Source organism: Sphingobium sp. RAC03, assembly GCF_001713415.1.
In the GTDB taxonomy this organism is placed as follows: domain Bacteria; phylum Pseudomonadota; class Alphaproteobacteria; order Sphingomonadales; family Sphingomonadaceae; genus Sphingobium.
This window is the reverse complement of sequence record NZ_CP016456.1, coordinates 2,233,075-2,251,465: the sequence shown is the minus strand read 5'-3', so window position 1 is coordinate 2,251,465 and position 18,391 is coordinate 2,233,075. Positions and strand designations below refer to the sequence as shown.

Sequence of the window (18,391 nt, the reverse complement as noted above, 5' to 3'; positions counted from 1 at the left end):
TATGCGTTTCCGCGCCCACACTGTCAATCGGCATGGATTGCGTCACCGTCGCGTAACATGAGGATGATTGAGCGCTTGCTTTGGCGGACGGAAGCCGTAGCTTCACGCCTCATGGCAAAGGAACCGGCATTGGCGACCATCGCGGTCTACAGTCTCAAGGGTGGCGTGGGCAAAACCACATTCGCGATCAATCTTGCCTGGGCATCGGCCAGCATATCGAAGCGCCGCACCCTGTTGTGGGATCTCGATCCGCAGGCGGCGTCCAGCTGGCTTGTCTCCACCGACAGCAAGAGTCGCGATGCCGCGCAGGCGATCTTCAGCAAGGATGTCGAGGTCAGGAAACTGATCCAGCCTTCGACCGTGCCGGGACTGGACCTGATCGCGGCGGACACGTCGCTGCGCAGCCTCGATCATCTTTTCCGGGAGATGGACAAGAAGAAGCGATTGTCCAAGCTGATCGAAAGCCTGGGCAAGGATTATGACCGCATCATTCTCGATTGCCCGCCGGGCCTCACTGAAACCAGCGAGCAGGTGTTGCGCGCCGCTGACCTGATCGTCATTCCAGTCATCCCCTCCCCCTTGTCGCAGCGGGCCATGGGCGAGGTCGCACGCTATCTGGTCGAACGCGGCGGAGCACATGCGCCGATTTTGCCGGTCTATTCGATGGTCGATCGCCGCCGCAGCCTGCATCGCAAGGCGCTGGACGAACATCCTGGTTGGCCCGCCATTCCGATGGCCAGCATGATCGAACAGATGACGGTGCGCCGCAAGCCGCTGGGGAGCTTCGCGCCCAACTCCCCCCCGGCCAAGGATTTTGCCGCGCTCTGGACTACCGTCGAACGGTTGCTGCGCGGCGGTTGATCAGGCGATCAGCCGTTCGGGCGCCGCCAGGAACAGAGCGCCTGCGTCGTCGGCGGACATGGGCCGTCCGAAATAGAAGCCCTGCACCTTCTTGCAGCCCAGCGCCAATACCATCGCCAGTTCCGCCTCTGTCTCCACGCCCTCCGCCGTCGTCGCCATCCCCAGGCTATCGGCCAGTGTGACAACGGCGCGGATGATCGCCAGGCTTTCCGCCACATCCTTCGACGCGCCGACCACGAAACTGCGGTCGATCTTGATCGTGGTGAAGCGCGTGCGGCTGAGATAGCCAAGCGAGCTGTAGCCCGTACCGAAATCGTCAAGCGAAAGCTGGATACCCAGCCCAAGCAACTGATCCAGCACGCGCAAAGCGCCCGCATCCTCGTTCATGAACACGCTTTCGGTGACTTCCAGTTCCAGCCGCCGTGCGTCCAGGCCCCTCTGCGCCAAGGCGGACACGACGGTCGCGACGAAGCTCGGATGGCTCAACTGTTCGGCCGATACATTGACCGCGATCCGCACGTCATCGGGCCAATTCACCGCTTCCATGCAGGCGGTACGCAACACCCACTCACCGATGGGTGCGATCAACCGCGCTTCTTCGGCCACCGGCACGAATTTGGCGGGCGAGATCGGCCCCAGTTCGGGATGCGTCCAGCGGGCCAAAGCTTCGAAACCGACGACCCGACCGCTATCGGCCTGCACCACCGGCTGATAGAGAACGTGCATCTGGTCCTTTTCCAGCGCCGCGCGCAGCGCCAGTTCCAGCAGACGGCGTTCCTCGGCCTTGGCATGGAGTTGCGGCTCATAGGCGTAATGGACCCCGCCGCCGTCATCCTTGGCGCGATACAATGCCAGGTCCGCGCTGCGGATAAGCGCTTCGGAATCACGCCCATCGACCGGCGACAGCGCCGATCCGATCGACGCGCCGATATAGAGGATATGGCCATCGATTTGATAAGAGGCCGACAATATGGCGATGATGCTGTCTGCCAATTGGGCGATCGCATGATTGTCGAGAGCGGACGGCACGACCACGGCAAATTCATCGCCGCCGATCCGTCCGCAAAATTCCTGCCCACGGCAGGCCTTGCTCAAACGGCGAGCGACCTCGCTCAGCAATTTATCGCCAATCTGATGGCCTAGGGTATCGTTGACCGACTTGAACCGATCGAGATCGACCATCAGGAAAGCGCAGCCGGGTCGGCGCGCGCCTGCGGCCGCCACCGCCTGGTCCAGCACTTCGCGCAGATGGCTGCGGTTGGGTAGGCCGGTCAGCGGATCGAAACGCGCCAGTTGCGCAATCTTGTCCGCCGATTCGCGCTGTACCGTCACATCCGATGCGACGCCACGGAAGCCAAGGAATGCGCCATTGTCGTCATAGCGGGGCGAGGCCGACAATTCCCACCAGCGTGTCTTGCCTGCCACCTCGACCGGTAGCACCAGATTGGAAAAGCTTTCGCGCCGCTTGAGATGATCGGCCAGGCTGTGCAGTCCGGCAGCGAAGCGTCCGCTTTCCCACGCGCTGCCCGCCAATATCTGAACCAGCGGCACGCCCTCCAACTGTTCGGGCGGCAATCCCAGCGTCTCGGCAAAGCGCTTGGATGCGCCGTTGATGCGGCGCATCGTGTCGGTCTGCCACAGCCAATCCGAGCCGCCTTCTTCATATTCGCGCAGCAGCAGGCTGACGACTTCGGATTTTTCCGCCAGTTGCGCGGTGCTGCTATGCTGGTGCGCGAATGTGCGCGTATAGATGAAGCAGCCAGCGAGCAGCGAGAGCGCATAGCTGGTCGCGAGCGCGTGCAGCGGCAGTTGCAGGCCATCGCCGAACATGGCGAACAAGCCTCCGATGCAGGGCAGCAGAAACGCCGTCGCCGCCAGCGGCGTGGCGGCGTAGCTGATCGCGCTGCAAACCATGATGCAACTGACCAGCGTCCACAGCGCGACCAGTTCCTCCGTTTCCCCGGCATGGGCCACGATCATCATGCAGCCCGCCCAGGACAGGCCCAGCGCCAAGCCCCCCATCCCATGGCGACGCAAATCCCGCGCAGTCAGGCCGACATTGTCCGCCCGGCGACGATTGCGGTCGAGCCATAATCCCAACATTATCGTGCCGATCAGCGCCACGCTCCACCCGGCCAGCAAGATCGGCGAACAGCAATGGGCGAAAACGGCCCAGACGAAAATCAGGCCCAGCAGGTTCATCACATGGCGCAGCAGGGCGACGCTGTCGGCGGCGCGGAACTGCGCCTCCAGCACGCGATATTGCGCGTCGTCGGCGATTGTGCCCAGACCCGTCATCGCCCGGAGACTTATCCGCTCCCGGCCATCCGCGTCGCTTTGCTGATGATCCCTCTTGCCCACCGTGCCGCGATAACGGCTATGGGTTATGATTTGGTAACCTCGATCCGACTTGTCAGGCGGCGATGTCGTAGGGGCGGATTTCCCCGGTCAGATAGAGGTTGCGCGCTTTCGACCGGCTCAATTTGCCGGAGCTGGTGCGCGGCAGGGTGCGCGGCGGCACCAGTTCGACGACGCAATTCATGCCGGTGATGGCGCGCACGCGCTCGCGGATCTGGTCGCGCAGGCGCGAGCGTTCCTCATTGTCGGAGGTGCGGCAATGGACCAGCACGGCGGGGGCTTCCTCGCCGCCCGGCGTGGTGATGGCGAAGGCGGCGATGTCGCCCTGCTTGAAGCCGGGCAATTGTTCGACCGCCCACTCGATATCCTGCGGCCAGTGATTCTTGCCGTTGATGATGATCATGTCCTTGGCGCGGCCGACGATGTAGAGATAGCCGTCGCTCAGATAGCCCATGTCGCCGGTGTCGAGCCAGACGCGGCCAGAGGCATCGGCGGCCATGCACGCGTCGGTCGCGGCCTGATCGCGGAAATAGCCGACCATCAGGCTCGGCCCGGTGGTCCAGACCTTGCCGATCTGCCGCTCGCGCAGCGGGCCGCCATCTTCGTCGCGAATTTCCACGACCATGTCCTTGGCGGGCTTGCCGCAATTGACGATCGAACGGAAGCGCTGCGGCCGGCCTTCGGTCGCGTCACCGCCGGACAGGTCGGTTTCCTCGACCAGTTCGACGATGATCCCCTCGCCCGGCGGCATGATGGTGACGGCCAGCGTCGCTTCGGCCAGGCCATAGCTTGGCAGGAAGGCGCTGGGCGAAAAACCCGCATCGGCAAAGGCATCGACGAAGCTCTGCATCACATCGGGGCGGATCATGTCCGCGCCATTGCCCGCCAGCCGCCAGCGCGACAGGTCGAAACGATCCTGCGCCTTGGTCTGGCTGGACATGCGGCGGGCGCAAATGTCGTAGCCGAAGGTCGGCGAATAGCTGATCGAGGTGCCTTCGTTGCGGCTGATGAGGTCGAGCCAGGCGAGTGGACGGCGGGCGAAATCCTCGGTCTTCATATAGTCGGTCGACACCTGGTTGGCGACGACCGAGAGGAAGCAGCCGACGAGGCCCATGTCATGATACCAGGGCAGCCAACTGATGCAGCGGTCGCTGTCCTGCACCTGCATCCCGTGGCTGTGCGCCGACAGGTTGGACAGCAGCGCATGGTGCGTCACGGCGACGCCATGGGGGAAGCGGGTCGAACCGCTGCTATATTGCAGATAAGCGATCTCGTCACTGCGCGCCTGCGGCAAGGCGCAGGGCACGGCGTCGCGGGCGATAAAATCCTCGAACGCGATGCTTTCGACCGCCTTTTGCCGACCCGATTCCCCGGCCATGTCGGCCAGTTCGGCGGGAAAGAGGAACAGCATGGGATCGCAACTGGTCAGCTGGACATTGAGCTGGTCGATATAGCTGTCCTTGCCGCCAAAGCTGGTCGGCAGCGGCAACGGTACGGGCCAGGCCCCGGCATAGACGATGCCGAAGAAAAGCTGGGCAAAGTCCGCCCCGGTTTCCGCGACCAGCGCAACGCGGTCGGCGGGCTTGACGCCATGAGCGATCAGGCGATGGGCGCAGGCGACGGCATCGGCACGCAATTCGCTGAAGGGATAAGGCCGCGCCAGATTGCCGCGCGCATCATGGAAATTCAGGCCCCGCTTGCCCCGCGCCGCATAGTCCAGCGCCTCGCCCAGCGTCTCGAAGTCCGAGAAGCGGCGCGGCAGGTCATCGGTGGTCGGCGTTGGTGCCATCATCTCTTGCGAACCCGTCATATTGGCGTGACCATATGGTCTAAAAATCGTGAAAGCGCGGCCGCTATCATCTTTGACTGCGACATGCACCGGATATTGCACTCCAGCATCCACTCATAGCGGACCAGGAACGGTAAAATTCCGGCCCGACTGTGGCATAAACATGGCGCATGGCCCATGAAAGCGAATATGTCCGGCAAACGCCTCCCCCCGCCGCTCGATGAGGCGACGATGCGCGACATGGCGCTGCGCCATGTCGCCCGCTTTGCGACCAGCCGGGGCAAGCTGCTCAGCTATTTGAAGCGCAAGATCAAGGAGCGCGGCTGGGGCGGTGAACAGCCTGCTGACCCCGAAGGCCTCGCCGATCGCTTCGTGGAGATCGGCTATATCGATGATGCAGGCTATGCGGTGATGAAGAGCGGGGCGCTCGCCCGGCGCGGCTATGGCGCGCGGCGGATCGACCAGGATCTGCGCGCGGCCGGGATCGGCGAGGAAGACCGGGTGCAAGCGGACGCGCAGATCGCGGCCGAAGCCTGGGCGGCGGCGGACCGCTTTGCCCGGCGCAAGCGGGTCGGCCCCTATGCCACCGCGCCGCTCGACCCCAAGCAGCGCGAGAAAGCGATCGCCGCCTTTTTGCGCGCAGGCCATGATTATGCCGTGGCGCGCCGCTGGGTGGACGCCGCGCCGGGCGAGGCGCTGGCGCAGGAGGAGGAATAGCGGGCCAAGGTTACGGCAAGGTCACAGGGCGCAAGTTCACACCGTGGCTGGCGTGATTTTGTGCGGGAAACTGGGGTGTAAAGGTGCGCAAAGTGCCGACTAAGCCCTGGTGACGCGCCTGTTGGGTCACAATGAGGTGCCTGTAGGGTCACAGGGACGCACCACCTGCGCGTCGGCGACGCGGCTGTGGGGTTGTGTGGGGGGAGGCTGTCGCGCGTGGCACGAGCGGATCGGCGGCGGGATCGGGGTTCATCGATAAGGATAGATCAGATGAAATCCTATTTTGGAAGAGGGTTTTGGCGTGGGGGACGATCTGGCCCTTCTTACCCCTCTCCCTTGAGGGAGAGGGCTGCGCAGACTTGGCAGCTTGCTGCCTAGTCGAAGCTGGGTGAGGGTGTAGGACCATCGGGTTTCGCGCTGCCTCAGCGTCGACCCCCCTCATCCAACTGCGCCTAAGTGCCTGCGGCACTAAGGCTGCGTATCCTTCTCCCCAGCGGGGAGAAGGGGTGGCTAGGCGACTGTCTGGTTACAAGCCCTCGCACCCAATTTGCGGACATTAAGGATGATCATCGCCGCCAAAGATAGTCCGCAGCGATCAGCACTAAGGCTAGAAAAACGGTAGCTATCTTTATGCGCTGCCACCATCGATAACCAAACGCGACATTTGCGTCATCGGTTTCGTCTTTTACATCTCGCCAGTCGCGCCCTTCGGTGGCTTCCGCGAGTAACGATTGAAGAATGGCCTCGCCTTCCTCGTTAAGGGGCAAGTCCACAGCCATAGCGCGGCGACGGATGCTCTCCAATCGAGGATCATGGAGCGAACACGAGGTGAAATCGTCCCAGTCCCATTTGCGGCCGTTGCCGGCCAGAAACGCTCTGATGCTTATTACGGTGTATCTCTGCTCATCCATTACCCTGACAACATCATGTAACGGCAGCTATTGAGCAAGCCCATTGCGCCCACCAAGGTCTGAATTTGGTCGATTCCTTCCGGACCGCTTTGCTGCTCAGCATAGGACAAGCAACTGATGGGTGGCGCGCAGGAAATCATGGGTCGGAAACGGTGTTACGGGGTGGACCGACGCGGGCGTTGCGCTCGGCCCACCCCCTAACCCCCTCCCGCTGGCGGGAGGGGGGACAGATAGTGGCAGCGTTCAATCCCCCTCCCCTTGGCGCGCGAAACGGATTAGGCACATCGCCATGATCCGTTTTGCCGCAATTCTCGCCCTTGGCCTGCTCGCCGCCTGTTCCAGCCCGCAAGCCGCGCCCGACAATGGTGCGCAGACGCAGGCCGTGCCTGCGTTGCTGCCGGTGGTTATCCGCACCGCAAAGGGGGCGCATCGGTTCGATGTCGAAGTTGCGGATACACCGCAGGCGCAGGAGAAGGGGTTGATGTTCCGCAAGGAGCTTGGCCCCAATAGCGGCATGTTGTTTCCGATGGACCCGCCGCGCACGGCGAGTTTCTGGATGAAGGACACGCTGATCCCGCTCGACATGATCTTCATCCGCACGGACGGGACGATCGCCTTCCTGCAGGCCGATACCGAACCCTATTCGCGCGTGCCGGTGTCGGCGGGCGTGCCGGTGGCGGCGGTACTGGAGCTGGCGGGCGGGCGCGCTGCGGCGCTCGGCATCAAGGAAGGCGACCGGGTTGCGTGGGGCGGGTGCGCGGTGTCGGGGGGCAAGGTGACGACCGAGCGCAATTTCTGCCCATCCGCCTCTCGGTAAAAGACGAACAGCCACCAACCGTTCGCTTCGAGCGTAGTCGAGAAGCCTCTCGCGCTGTGCCTAGCGTTTCTCGACTTCGCTCGAAACGAACGGATAGGGATGGATCGACCCCCGCCCTCCGCATCCCGATCCGCCTCTCGATTCTCGCATATCCGCCTTGCCAACGCCCCGCTCCAGCGGCTAAGCGCTTGGGCCATGGGAATCCTCGGCAAGATCTTCACCTGGTGGGATGGCGCGACCATCGGCACTTCGCTCTTCACCGCTCGCAAGGGCAGCAAAGTGGGCGAGGATCATCAGGGCAATGTCTATTATCAGGGCGGCGTCGATGGGAATGGCCTGACGCGGCGCTGGGTCATCTATAATGGTGCCAATGACGCCAGCCGGGTGCCGGCCGAATGGCATGGCTGGCTGCACCATTCGATTGAGGGTGCGCCGGAAAGTTTCCTGCCGCCGCCGCGCATCTGGGAACGCGAATATACCCCCAACGCCACTGGTACGGTGAATGCCTATCGCCCGTCCGGCGCGATGGAAAAGGGTGGCCTGCGCCAGAAGGCGACCGGCGATTATGAAGCGTGGAGCCCCGACGCATCATGATCGGGCGTGCGGCGGGCGTTGCCCCGTCGATCCTGATCGGCGCGTCGCTGCTCGCGCTTGCCGCCTGTAGCGATGGCGAGGTGCCGGTGGCCAACCAGACCGGGCCGGTCAAGGTTCAGGGCACCGCGATCCGCTCCGCCGACAAGGACAGCCTGCCCGGCACGCCCATGGCCGAGCGCACTGCCGTCGTCGGCCTGCTCAACAAGCGCAACGGGCTGACCCGCGACCTGACGCTCAAGCCCGGCGAAGCGGTGCGGGTGGGGGACGCGATCGTGCGCCTGCAGGCCTGCGAAACCAGCGCGCCGTGGGAAAATGTGCAGGACACCGGCGCGTTCGTGCAACTCGACGTGCGCAGCAGCGCCGATGGCAAATGGCGGCGCAATTTTTCCGGCTGGCTGTTCCGCGACCGGCCCGACCGCAATGTCGTGCAACACCCGATCTATGACATCTGGGTCAGAAGCTGCACGATGGCATGGCCCGAAAGTGGCCCCGACACGGTGACGTTGGGCGCGAAGGGTGAACCGGCATCGGCGCGCCCGGCGAGCGGCGCGAATGCCAGTTCGGCGGCAGCCCCGGAACCTGAACCCAGTGCGCCTGCCCCTGCGCCCAGCGCCGCGTCCCCCACGGCCGCGCCCAGCAACTGAAGATAGTCGCGCTGGCTGATTTCGACCGCGCCCATCGAATGGAGATGGTCGGTCATGAACTGACAGTCGAGCAGGGTGAAACCGCCAAAGCGTAGCCGCGCCACCAGCCAGGCGAGCGCGACCTTCGACGCATCGGTGCGCCGCGATACCATAGATTCGCCGAAGAAGGCGCGGCCCAGCGCGACGCCATAGAGGCCGCCGACCAGTTGCTCTCCCTCCCACACTTCGACCGAATGGGCGTAGCCGATGGCATGGAGGTGGCGATAGGCGCTCTCAATCTCGCGGTTGATCCAGGTCGATGGCCGATCCGGCGCAGCCTGCGCGCAGAGCGCCAGCAGGTCGGGGAAAGCGCGATTGGCGGTGACGCGGAACGGATCGCGGCGGAGTGTCTTGGCGAGCGAGCGGGACAGATGGAAGCCGTCGAGCGGCAATATGGCGCGCTGCTTGGGTTCGACCCAATAGACTTCGGCGGCATCGCGGTCGTCCGCCATGGGAAAGACGCCGATCGAATAGGCCTGGAGCAATATCGCGGGATCGATCATCATTGCCCGTCTTATGGCGCACATTCGGCACCGGGCGAAAGCGCTTTGGGCGGCGCGGGCGATTTTTAGCCATTGACGTGGGGGGACGCGGCCATAGGCTCAGATGCCATGACCCTGTTTCGCCTGGCAGTCCTGTCGCTGCTGCTCGCCCCGCTGCCGCTGCACGCCGCGCCCGATCCTCATGCGGCGCGCATTTCCCGTATCCTGAAGGCCACGCCGCTGATCGACGGGCATAATGACTGGCCCGAAGCGCTGGCGGAAAAGGCCAAGGACGCACGCTGGACGATGGACCTGACCCGGCTCGACCCGGCGACCTATCATACCGATCTTGATCGGCTGCGCGCAGGCGGGGTCGGCGGGCAGTTCTGGTCGGTCTGGGTGTCGGCCGACCTGCCGCAGGTGCAACAGGTCAAGGATACGCTCGACCAGATCGGCATGGTCCATAGCCTTGCCGCGCGCTATCCCCAGCATATCACGCTGGTCCGCACAGCGGCGGAGCTGCGCGCGGCGCACAAGGCGGGGCGGATCGGGTCGCTGATCGGGGTCGAGGGCGGTGGCCAGATCGACGGCAGCCTCGCGGTGCTGCGCGCCTATCGCCAGCTTGGCGCGGCCTATCTCACCCTGACCCATAGCCGCACCATCGCCTGGGCCGACAGCGCCACCGACAATCCGCAGCATGACGGCCTGACCCCGTTCGGCGAAGAGGTGGTGCGCGAACTCAATCGGCTGGGCATGTTGGTGGACCTGAGCCATGTCAGCGAAGCGACGATGCTCGATGCGCTGCGCGTCACGCAAGCGCCGGTGATCTTCTCCCACTCCAACGCCCGCGCGCTGTGCGACACGCCGCGCAACGTGTCGGATACGGTGCTGCGCCAGGTCGCGGCCAATGGCGGGTAGTGATGGTCAATTTCGCCGCCCAATATGTCTCCGAAGCCCGGCGCATCTGGGGCGCGGATCGCAGCGCGGAAATCACCCGCAACAACGCCCCACCCTTTGGCGGCCTGCATATCGGCGACCCCAAGGGCGCGGCGCAGGCACTGGCCGACTGGGAACAGGCGCATCCCGAACCCGTCACCACGATCGCGCAGGTCGCCGACCATATCGATCATATCGTCAAGGTGGCAGGGATCGACCATGTCGGGATCGGTAGCGATTTCGACGGCGTGGGTGCGTTGCCGCAGGGGTTGGGCGGCGTCGAGACGTACCCAGCTTTGCTGTCCGAACTGATGCGGCGCGGCTGGAACGATGGAGACATCGCGAAGCTGGCGGGCGAAAATGTCCTGCGCGTGATGGCGGCGGCGGAGAAGGTTGCGGTGGGGAAGTAGATGCTGCCTAGGGCCAGGACAGCGCTTGGCGGATCGTGGCTGACGACCACCTCAAAAACATATCCCTTGATCCGCATTGTCACCAGGCAACAGAGCATCATACCGCGATAGCGCGCGGGCGAGAGGACGAGTGCGGAACGGTGCCCAGGCCGACATCACCAGACTTCCTTGCCGATCGGAGCACCGAAATCGACATCATCGGGAAAAGTGTCGGCCGTCATTGCGGATAGCAATTCATCGAAATCATAGACTGGCGCCCGGATCGGCTCGATCACCACGCGGCCACCTTCTTCCCGCACATCCACCGCCTGATCGACGTGCAAAGCAGCAGCAGCCATGACCGATGCGGGAATCCACACCGAGGCGCTGTTGCCCCATTTCTTGAAAATTGCCCAAGGCTGACTGTCGTTGGCCGCTATACGGGCGCGAATATGCTGGCGGACGATGTGCCGACCCATAGCCTCTGCGACGCAGGTCAGCGCTGCTCTTACATCCATGTCAGGCGGTTCGGTGACAACGTCATTGTCGTTCGCGGCATCGATGCGATGGTCTGTGGCCTTGCTGCTGGCGTTCATCGCATTGGCACAAACCTGACCTTGCCTTCCACCTTCTGGAGACCTTCGAGCGCTATGGTCATCCGGCGGCTGCTATCAGCAGATTTCTAATCGAAGAAAAGCCGTACCAACAAACGACCGGTTCCGGCCGTTCAGCGATCAAATTTTCTTCCCAATGAGCAGACCGTTTCCTTTCCTTGTCGGCAAGATGTAAATTTGCACGGTCATACGGTTCCTATCATTGCCTCATCACGCTCAGCCATCATGACCTCGCGCATGGCGAATTTCTGAATTTTGCCGGTGACCGTCATCGGAAATTCTTGGACGAACCGAATGTGTTCGGGAATTTTATAATGAGCGATCTGGCCGCGGCAATGACCGCGTATTTCCGCTTCGGTAAGGTGCGCATTGCCCGTTCGTATCCATGCGCAGACGGTTTCGCCCAGTCGCTCGTCGGGGATGCCGAATATCTGGGCTTCCTGCACATCCGGGTGGCGGTGAAGGAATTCCTCAATCTCGCGCGGATAGATATTTTCGCCGCCGCGGATGATCATGTCTTTGGCGCGACCGGTGATGCGCACATAGCCATCCTCATCCATCGTCGCCAGATCGCCCGAATGAATCCAGCCGCGCGCATCGATTGCCTCGGCGGTCCGGTCAGCATCCTCCCAATAGCCGTTCATCAGGCTGTAGCCGCGGAACAATATTTCTCCCTGCATGCCTCGCGGCACCACCCGTCCGCGGCCATCGACGATCTTGGCCTCGACAAAATCATGGACTTGGCCGACCGTTTCGACCCGCCGTTCCAGGCTGTCGCCCGGCATGGTCTGGAAACTCAGCGGGCTGACCTCCGTCATGCCATAGCCGATCGTGATATCGCGCATGTGCATCTGCACGATCACCCGCTCCATCACGTCCACCGGGCAAGGCGCGCCAGCCATAATCCCCGTGCGCAGGCTGGACAGGTCGAATGTCGCGAAGGCGGGATGGTCGAGTTCGGCGATGAACATCGTCGGCACGCCATGCAGACCGGTACAGCGCTCGTCCGCGACGGTTTCCAGCACCACGGCGGCATCGAAGGCTTCACCCGGAAAGACCATGCAGGCGCCATGGGTGATGCAGGCCAGCACACCCAGCACCATGCCGAAACAATGATAGAGCGGCACCGGGATGCAGAGCCGGTCCTGTTCCGACAAGAGCATTCGGCGACCAGAATAGAAGCCGTTATTGAGGATATTATGGTGGCTGAGCGTCGCCCCCTTGGGCGATCCGGTTGTGCCGCTGGTGAACTGGATGTTGATCGGGTCTTCAGGCTGGAGGCGGTTGGCCAACGCATCGAGCGCCGCGTCGCTATCCGGGGTAACAAAGGCCGCGACGGCATCGAACGGTAAAGCCCCAGCCATCTGGCCCTCCCCGATGGTGATGAGCCATTCCAGCTCCGGCAGGCGGGCGGCGCGTAGCGCGCCGGGCGAGGCTTGCGCCGCTTCGGGCGCCAATTCGGCGATCATGGCGCAATAGTCGCTGGCCTTGAACTGCCGCGCAAATATCAACGCGCGACAGCCGACTTTGTTGAGGCAATAATCCAGCTCGGCGATGCGATAGGCAGGATTGATGTTGACAAGGATCAGGCCCGCCTTGGCCGTGGCCAACTGGGTGACGACCCATTCCAGGTTATTGGGCGACCAGATGCCGACACGGTCGCCTGGTTCCAGACCCATTGCCAGCAGTCCGCTGGCGAAGGCGTATACCTTCGCCGCCAGGGCCGTATAGGTCAGCCGCACGTCCTGATCAAGCACGACGATCGCCTCGCGATCGCCATGTCGCTGCGCGATGTCGGTAAAGGCTGCACCAATCGTCTGATACAGCAGCGGGTGATCGCTGCATCCCGACACATAACTGGCCGTCATTTTATCCTGTCCTGCTACTATTGTCATTGTAGTGTCGCACCGACGAGAATGGTCTCGTCGGTGCGACGGTTAGATCAGAAGCGACGGCGGAAGGTGACGCCATAGGTACGCGGGGCGCTGTAATTGCCCTGGACGAAGCCAGCCGCGGCATTGGCATCACCGCTAAAGATGACCTGCTTGTCGCTCAGATTCTTGCCCCAGAGCAGCAGATCCCAATTTCCATCGTCATTTTCATAGGCGATCTGCCCATTGAAGATGCTGTACCCTTTCTGCGTCAGCCAGACCGAGTTGATGTCGTCATTGTAGATCTTGCTATTGTAAGACCAGTCGCCGCGCAGGCTGACATCGCCCGAAAGCGCCGGAGCAGGGATGCGATAGTCGAACCCGGCACTGGCCGACCATGCGGGCGAGTTGGACAGGGTGTTGCTCATCCGCACCTGAAATTCCGGCCGGACGAGCGAGGAGAGCGGCAGCAGCTTGGTATAATGGGTGTCGAGATGCGCCAGCGAGGCATTGAGCGTCAGCCGGTCGGTCGGCTTGGCCGCCAGCTCTGCCTCAAACCCCTTGATCCGCGCATCGCCGCCATTTTGCGTGCCCGGCGCGAAATCCTCGATCACGGTGATCTGGATGTCCTGATATTTGGTGGTGAAGGCGGCAAGGTTCAGCCGCACCTTGCGATCCAGCATCTCCAGCTTGGTGCCGATTTCGAAGGTGGCAAGCTTTTCTGGCGTAAAGCCCAGAACATCGGGCCGGGGCGCGACGGTGCGGGCATTGAAGCCGCCGCCCTTGTAGCCGCGCGAATAGGAGCCATAGAATAGTACGTCGCGGGAGAGTTTATAGTCGATGCTAAAGCGTGGCGACACGTTGGAAAATGTGTTGGTGACACGGCCATAGGGCACAGTGCGGACGCCGGCAAAGGCGCCCCCTGCCGCCGGGTCATAGATGAAGTCCGGCAACAGCGATTTCTTGTCATGAGTATAGCGGACGCCGGCAGTGATCTTGATAGCGTCCGATAGTTTGAAGGATGCCTGGCCGAAAGCGGCGTAACTGCTATTGTCGGCATCGGATTTCAGGATGATCGTGCCGATCGAGGGCGGCAGCGCGCAGCGATAGTCATCAACGGCGCTTTCCTTGAAATAATAGGCACCACCGATATATTCCACGCGATCCGAGAAGGCCGACCCGACCAGTTGCCCTTCCTGCGAGAATTGCTTCTGCTGGAAATTGCTGAAGCAATCGACAACCTGGAGCGGACTGTTGTCGGCATCGCGGTTGAAGCTGCCGCTGACCTTGCGAAAGGCTGTGATCGACTTGAAGGTCAGATCGTCCGTCAGTTTCCATTCTGCGGTTCCGGCAAAGCCGGTAACGTTGAGATTAGTGCCGTTCGGGCCCGTCTGGTAAGTGCCGCGCTTGTTGCCCGGCGCGACCACCCAGCGATCGTCATAAAGGACGCCGGTGCCATAGCCGGGGACGTCGATGACCGCCGCATCATTGGCATTATAGGCCGCCGTCAGCGTGCCATCGAGCGGCACAGCCAAAGCGGCCGAGGGCACGGTAGCTTCCCGTATGCGCGAGACATCGGCGGTCAGATAGAGGTTGAAGGCGTCTGATGGCGCATATTCTATCGCAAGGCGACCCGATCCGCGATTGACGTCGCCGGGCGTGCGCTGGCTGCGGTTATTATGGGCAGGCGCGGGATAGTTGGCCGCCAGCAAATGCGACCAGCCATCGGCGCGCTTATAGCCAAAGGTAAGCTTGGTGCGCAGGACGTCGGAGATCGGCGTATCGATCGATCCGCGCATTTCCATGCGGTCATAATTGCCATAGGTCGCCTCCAGCGAGCCTTCCGGGGTCGAGGACGGGCGCTTGGTGGTCACGCTGATCGCGCCCCCAATCGTGTTGCGGCCGAACAGCGTACCTTGTGGCCCGCGCAACACTTCGATCCGCTCCACATCCAGCACGTCCAACACGCCGCCGACCGAGCTGGAAACATAGACCCCGTCGATATAGGTGCCGACGCCTGGATCGTCCGTGACCTGATAGCCCGACTTGCCGACGCCGCGAATGAACACGATCGCGGCCGACGATGCTCCACTAAGCGGCGCGGTGGAATCGAATTGCAAGTTGGGGGTGAAGGCGGCGATGCCGGAAATATCCTCGACATTCTTGTTGGCAAGAGCCTGCGCGTTAAAGGCGGTCACCGCGATCGGCGTGTCTTGCAGATTTTCGGTACGCTTCTGAGCGGTGACGACGATTTCATCCAGGCCGCCGGACTGCTGAGGCGCAGCATCCGCACCTGTGATTTGCGCTAAGGCGGGTTGAATAATTGTCGATGCCGCCAGGGCGATCAGCGAAATTGACAGATTTGCATTTTTATAACGCAATTTATCTTCCCCTATTTGATTAGATGATCGCGGTCCGACACAATCCGAGCGCGAGATGTTCTCACCCGCCGCAACGTTAATCGCGGCACCCTGCGAATATTTTCTATTATGTTCTTTTGTTTGGCGCAGGATCTGGAAATGAATTCGTACTTTCGTGCGATCATTTGCCTTTCCCGCGATCTGTGGAATGGCGCACTCTTGCGGCAAGATATTGCCCGCTCTTGCGCACTCTTTGCCATTTCCTGCTCGATTGTGACGGCCCACTTGTGCCGCCGCTCACTCTGAGTCTTAATCGAGCCATGGGGTAGCAAGACATGCAGTTGAACAGTCATGGCGACAGAAAATATATTACCGGGCGGCGGCTTTCGGATGTCGCTGAATGGTCCGGACTGCGCCTTGAACTTTGGCAGCATGATGCCGGGCAGCTAGCCGACCTTGGCCTGGAATGTACCGAGATCGGCATCCTCCTGTCAGGACAGCTCAGCGTCCGGCGGACCGGCGATGGCCAGACGCAGGAGGCGTTCGCCCGTCCGGGGACGTCCTGGATCTGTCCGTCAGGTACTTATGAAAGCGATATTCGCCTCTCCGCGCCGATGGACGAGTGCCTGCACATCTTCCTGCCGCCCACTTTGCTGGAGCGTGCAGCGCTGGAAGCGTATGAGATCGATCCGGACAAGGCGCGCCTCGGCTATGCGGGCGGCATGAACGACACGCTGCTGGTGCAGATCGGCACGGCTTTCCGTTCGCTATTGGAACGTGGACCGGCCCCTACCGATCGTCTGCTCGTCGATGGGATGCGCACGACGCTCGCGGCACATCTGGTCAGCCAATATTCCGCCGATCACTGGCGCGCGCCGGATATGCAGGCCGCGCGCACGCTCGATCCAGTTCGGCTGAAACGGGTGGTGGACCTAATCGAACACAAGCTCGACGCCGAACTGTCGCTGGAGGAACTGGCCGCGCAGGCGTGCCTCAGCCCGTTCCACTTCACCCGCCTGTTCCGACGGGCGACCGGGCTGACGCCGCATCGCTATGTGATGGAGCGGCGCATCCAGGTGGCGCAGGAACGGCTTGCACTGGGGCGGCTGACGCTGGTGGAGATTGCATTGGAAACGGGTTTCGGGTCGCAGGCGAATTTCAACCGCGTGTTCCGCAAGGCGACTGGCATGTCGCCCGGCCAGTATCGCAAGCTGCATTGCGTCGCGCTATGCGCAACCTGAAACGGATCGCTCAATTGGCGATACCGCCATCATCCGGCAATTGGCCAATGCGCCGCAGTAACCGCGTGGCCACCGATGCGCGGATCGGCTGTCCGCGCCTGATCTTGACCCATGTGTTGACGCTGATCCCCAACTTTTCCATCAGATAGTCTGGCTTCTGGCTTTCGAGCTTTGCCGCTAGCCTATCCGCGATGCTTGGGTCGATATGCGCCATGCGCTGCGGTGTCGCGGGCTGCCCGCCCGACATCACAGCGCTTCCCAATCCACCGCCTGCTCATAGGCAGCTGCAGCCTGATAGATGATGCTTTCGCCATGATCGCGCGCCACCAGCATCAGACCCACGGGCAGCCCGTCGACCGTGCCGCACGGTAGCGACAAAGCCGGATTGCCGGTAACGTCATAGGCGGCTGTATTGCCGATCATCTCCAGCGCGCGGGCGACGATCTCGGTCACGGGCGCATCGGCGGCTGGCAGTTTCGACGCGACGATCGGCAGCGTTGGCATCAACAGCAAATCATAGGCACCGAAAAGCCTTTCGTAGCTGCGCTTTACCCGCAAGCGGATATTCTGCGCTTTGGCATGGTAGCGCCCGCCAAAGGCGCGCCTGCCATATTCGCCCACCATCATGCATAATTTGAGCGACGCAGACAGGGCATCGGCCTGATCGCGCCAATTCCGATGCCGGTCGATCAGCGCGACATCCTGCAAGCCGATGCTGTTATGACCGCCGCCGTTGCCGAACATCATCTGCGCCAATAGCCCCTCGCAGCCGATCGGTGTCCACAGCGCGGTCGCCAACTCATGGTCGGGGACTGACAGGGGCGTGACAGTGGCGCCGAGCGCCTCGAACTGGCGCGCCGCATCCCGGACCTTTTCTGCAACTTGCGGCATCATGTTGGACAGCGCGAAGCCTTCTTCCACTAAGCCGATCCGCAGCCCCTGCACCCCGCGATCCAGCGCAGCCGAATAGGCCTGCGCCTGTGCGCCGCGCTGGCGCGAGTCCATACCGTCGGGACCAGCGATGACTTCGAGCATCAGGGCATTGTCGCGCACAGTGCGGGTGATCGGGCCGCAATGGTCCACCGTCGCCTCGATCGGCATAAGGCCGGTATAGGGCACCAGCCCATGGGTCGGTTTCATCCCCACGACGCCGCAGAAAGAGGCGGGGATGCGCACCGACCCACCCTGATCCGTGCCCAGCGCCATGTCCACTTCGCCTGCCGCGACCAGGGCGGCGCTGCCCGACGACGATCCACCAGCTGAATAGCCCAATCGGCGCGGATTATGGACAGGTGCCGGATCTGACGTATGGCTCCCCCCCGACAGGCAGAACTGCTCGCATGTCGCCTTGCCCAGGATCGAGCCCCCGGCATCCAGTACACGAGTCACGACCGTCGCGTCGAAACTGGGCACGAAGCCCTCCAATGTCGCCGATCCGTTCATCATCGGTACGCCAGCGACGTTGATATTATCCTTGATCGCGACAGTCCTGCCATGCAGCTTGCCGGTCGAGGCGCCCTGCACCATGGCCTTCCAATACCAAGCGTTGCCGCATGTTTCCTCCCCTTCGGGGCGATAGCCCGGCGCGCGCGGATAGCGCAGCGGCGGCACCTCGTCGGGAAGATCGTCGATCATCTGATAATCGGCAAGGAAGCCGTCCATCAGGACCCGATAGTCCTGCACCTGATCGGGCGGCAGAGTCATGTGCAGGCTGGCGGCGATGTCGGCCAGTTCGGCGGTCGACGGCGTGCGGATGGTCATGGATGAT

At 62.5% G+C, this 18,391-nt stretch carries 14 protein-coding genes and 2 pseudogenes; 7 read left to right on the top strand and 9 right to left on the bottom strand.

Features of this window, described 5'->3' with window-relative positions; all coding sequences use genetic code 11:
- Nucleotides 1-111 precede the first annotated feature (111 nt).
- Nucleotides 112-861 (top strand): ParA family protein, encoded by a 750-nt coding sequence (locus BSY17_RS15475; protein WP_037479079.1) that lies wholly within the window; start codon nt 112-114, stop codon nt 859-861.
- Here the strand turns inward: BSY17_RS15475 and BSY17_RS15470 are convergent, their stop codons facing one another.
- The gene (locus tag BSY17_RS15470) at nt 862-3,159 is read right to left on the bottom strand and encodes a putative bifunctional diguanylate cyclase/phosphodiesterase (protein WP_069066148.1); all 2,298 of its coding nucleotides are present in this window, start codon (nt 3,157-3,159) and stop codon (nt 862-864) included. It abuts the gene before it with no gap.
- Between the two features lie 115 nt (nt 3,160-3,274).
- A complete protein-coding gene (locus tag BSY17_RS15465; RefSeq protein WP_069066147.1) occupies nt 3,275-5,011 on the bottom strand; it encodes a fatty acyl-AMP ligase in 1,737 nt (578 codons plus the stop codon).
- A gap of 186 nt (nt 5,012-5,197) precedes the next feature.
- Between BSY17_RS15465 and BSY17_RS15460 the strand changes: the two genes are divergently transcribed.
- Nucleotides 5,198-5,725 (top strand): regulatory protein RecX, encoded by a 528-nt coding sequence (locus tag BSY17_RS15460; RefSeq protein WP_037478942.1) that lies wholly within the window; start codon nt 5,198-5,200, stop codon nt 5,723-5,725.
- 566 nt (nt 5,726-6,291) lie between these two features.
- Here BSY17_RS15460 and BSY17_RS15455 read toward each other — a convergent pair.
- Nucleotides 6,292-6,636: a hypothetical protein gene (locus BSY17_RS15455; RefSeq protein ID WP_069066146.1), complete on the bottom strand. Its 345-nt coding sequence runs from the start codon at nt 6,634-6,636 to the stop codon at nt 6,292-6,294.
- A 289-nt stretch (nt 6,637-6,925) separates the two neighbouring features.
- Here BSY17_RS15455 and BSY17_RS15450 point away from each other — a divergent pair, with 289 nt between their 5' ends.
- The 3 genes and pseudogenes from BSY17_RS15450 to BSY17_RS22110 all read left to right on the top strand — a co-directional run.
- Nucleotides 6,926-7,453, top strand: coding sequence for a DUF192 domain-containing protein (locus tag BSY17_RS15450; RefSeq protein WP_069066145.1), 528 nt, complete (start codon nt 6,926-6,928; stop codon nt 7,451-7,453).
- Nucleotides 7,454-7,648: 195 nt separating this feature from the next.
- Nucleotides 7,649-8,047 (top strand): NADH:ubiquinone oxidoreductase subunit NDUFA12, encoded by a 399-nt coding sequence (locus tag BSY17_RS15445; RefSeq protein ID WP_037476915.1) that lies wholly within the window; start codon nt 7,649-7,651, stop codon nt 8,045-8,047.
- Nucleotides 8,044-8,451 (top strand): annotated as a pseudogene (locus BSY17_RS22110) (DUF2155 domain-containing protein); the annotation flags it as partial. The gene BSY17_RS15445 and the pseudogene BSY17_RS22110, both read left to right, overlap by 4 nt.
- A gap of 35 nt (nt 8,452-8,486) precedes the next feature.
- Here the strand turns inward: BSY17_RS22110 and aat are convergent.
- Nucleotides 8,487-9,236: a leucyl/phenylalanyl-tRNA--protein transferase gene (gene aat, locus BSY17_RS15435; RefSeq protein ID WP_037476919.1), complete on the bottom strand. Its 750-nt coding sequence runs from the start codon at nt 9,234-9,236 to the stop codon at nt 8,487-8,489.
- 105 nt (nt 9,237-9,341) lie between these two features.
- Between aat and BSY17_RS15430 the strand changes: the two are divergent.
- Nucleotides 9,342-10,558: pseudogene (locus BSY17_RS15430) on the top strand (dipeptidase).
- A 155-nt stretch (nt 10,559-10,713) separates the two neighbouring features.
- Here the strand turns inward: BSY17_RS15430 and BSY17_RS21935 are convergent.
- The 3 genes from BSY17_RS21935 to BSY17_RS15415 all read right to left on the bottom strand — a co-directional run bounded on the left by BSY17_RS21935 (nt 10,714) and on the right by BSY17_RS15415 (nt 15,403).
- On the bottom strand, nt 10,714-11,133 hold the full coding sequence (locus tag BSY17_RS21935; protein WP_237236336.1) for an AbrB/MazE/SpoVT family DNA-binding domain-containing protein: 420 nt from the start codon (nt 11,131-11,133) through the stop codon (nt 10,714-10,716).
- A gap of 203 nt (nt 11,134-11,336) precedes the next feature.
- On the bottom strand, nt 11,337-13,019 hold the full coding sequence (locus tag BSY17_RS15420) for an AMP-binding protein (RefSeq protein ID WP_069066144.1): 1,683 nt from the start codon (nt 13,017-13,019) through the stop codon (nt 11,337-11,339).
- 74 nt (nt 13,020-13,093) lie between these two features.
- On the bottom strand, nt 13,094-15,403 hold the full coding sequence (locus BSY17_RS15415) for a TonB-dependent receptor (protein WP_069066143.1): 2,310 nt from the start codon (nt 15,401-15,403) through the stop codon (nt 13,094-13,096).
- 314 nt (nt 15,404-15,717) lie between these two features.
- Here BSY17_RS15415 and BSY17_RS15410 point away from each other — a divergent pair, with 314 nt between their 5' ends.
- On the top strand, nt 15,718-16,623 hold the full coding sequence (locus BSY17_RS15410) for an AraC family transcriptional regulator (RefSeq protein WP_037476927.1): 906 nt from the start codon (nt 15,718-15,720) through the stop codon (nt 16,621-16,623).
- A gap of 10 nt (nt 16,624-16,633) precedes the next feature.
- On the opposite strand, the gene BSY17_RS15405 is transcribed toward BSY17_RS15410, so the two are convergent.
- Both BSY17_RS15405 and BSY17_RS15400 read right to left on the bottom strand, forming a co-directional pair.
- Nucleotides 16,634-16,870: a hypothetical protein gene (locus BSY17_RS15405; protein ID WP_037476929.1), complete on the bottom strand. Its 237-nt coding sequence runs from the start codon at nt 16,868-16,870 to the stop codon at nt 16,634-16,636.
- Entirely contained in the window at nt 16,870-18,384 is a 1,515-nt protein-coding gene (locus BSY17_RS15400; RefSeq protein ID WP_069066142.1) for an amidase, read from the bottom strand. The genes BSY17_RS15405 and BSY17_RS15400 overlap by 1 nt, the downstream gene beginning before the upstream one ends.
- Nucleotides 18,385-18,391 lie beyond the last annotated feature (7 nt).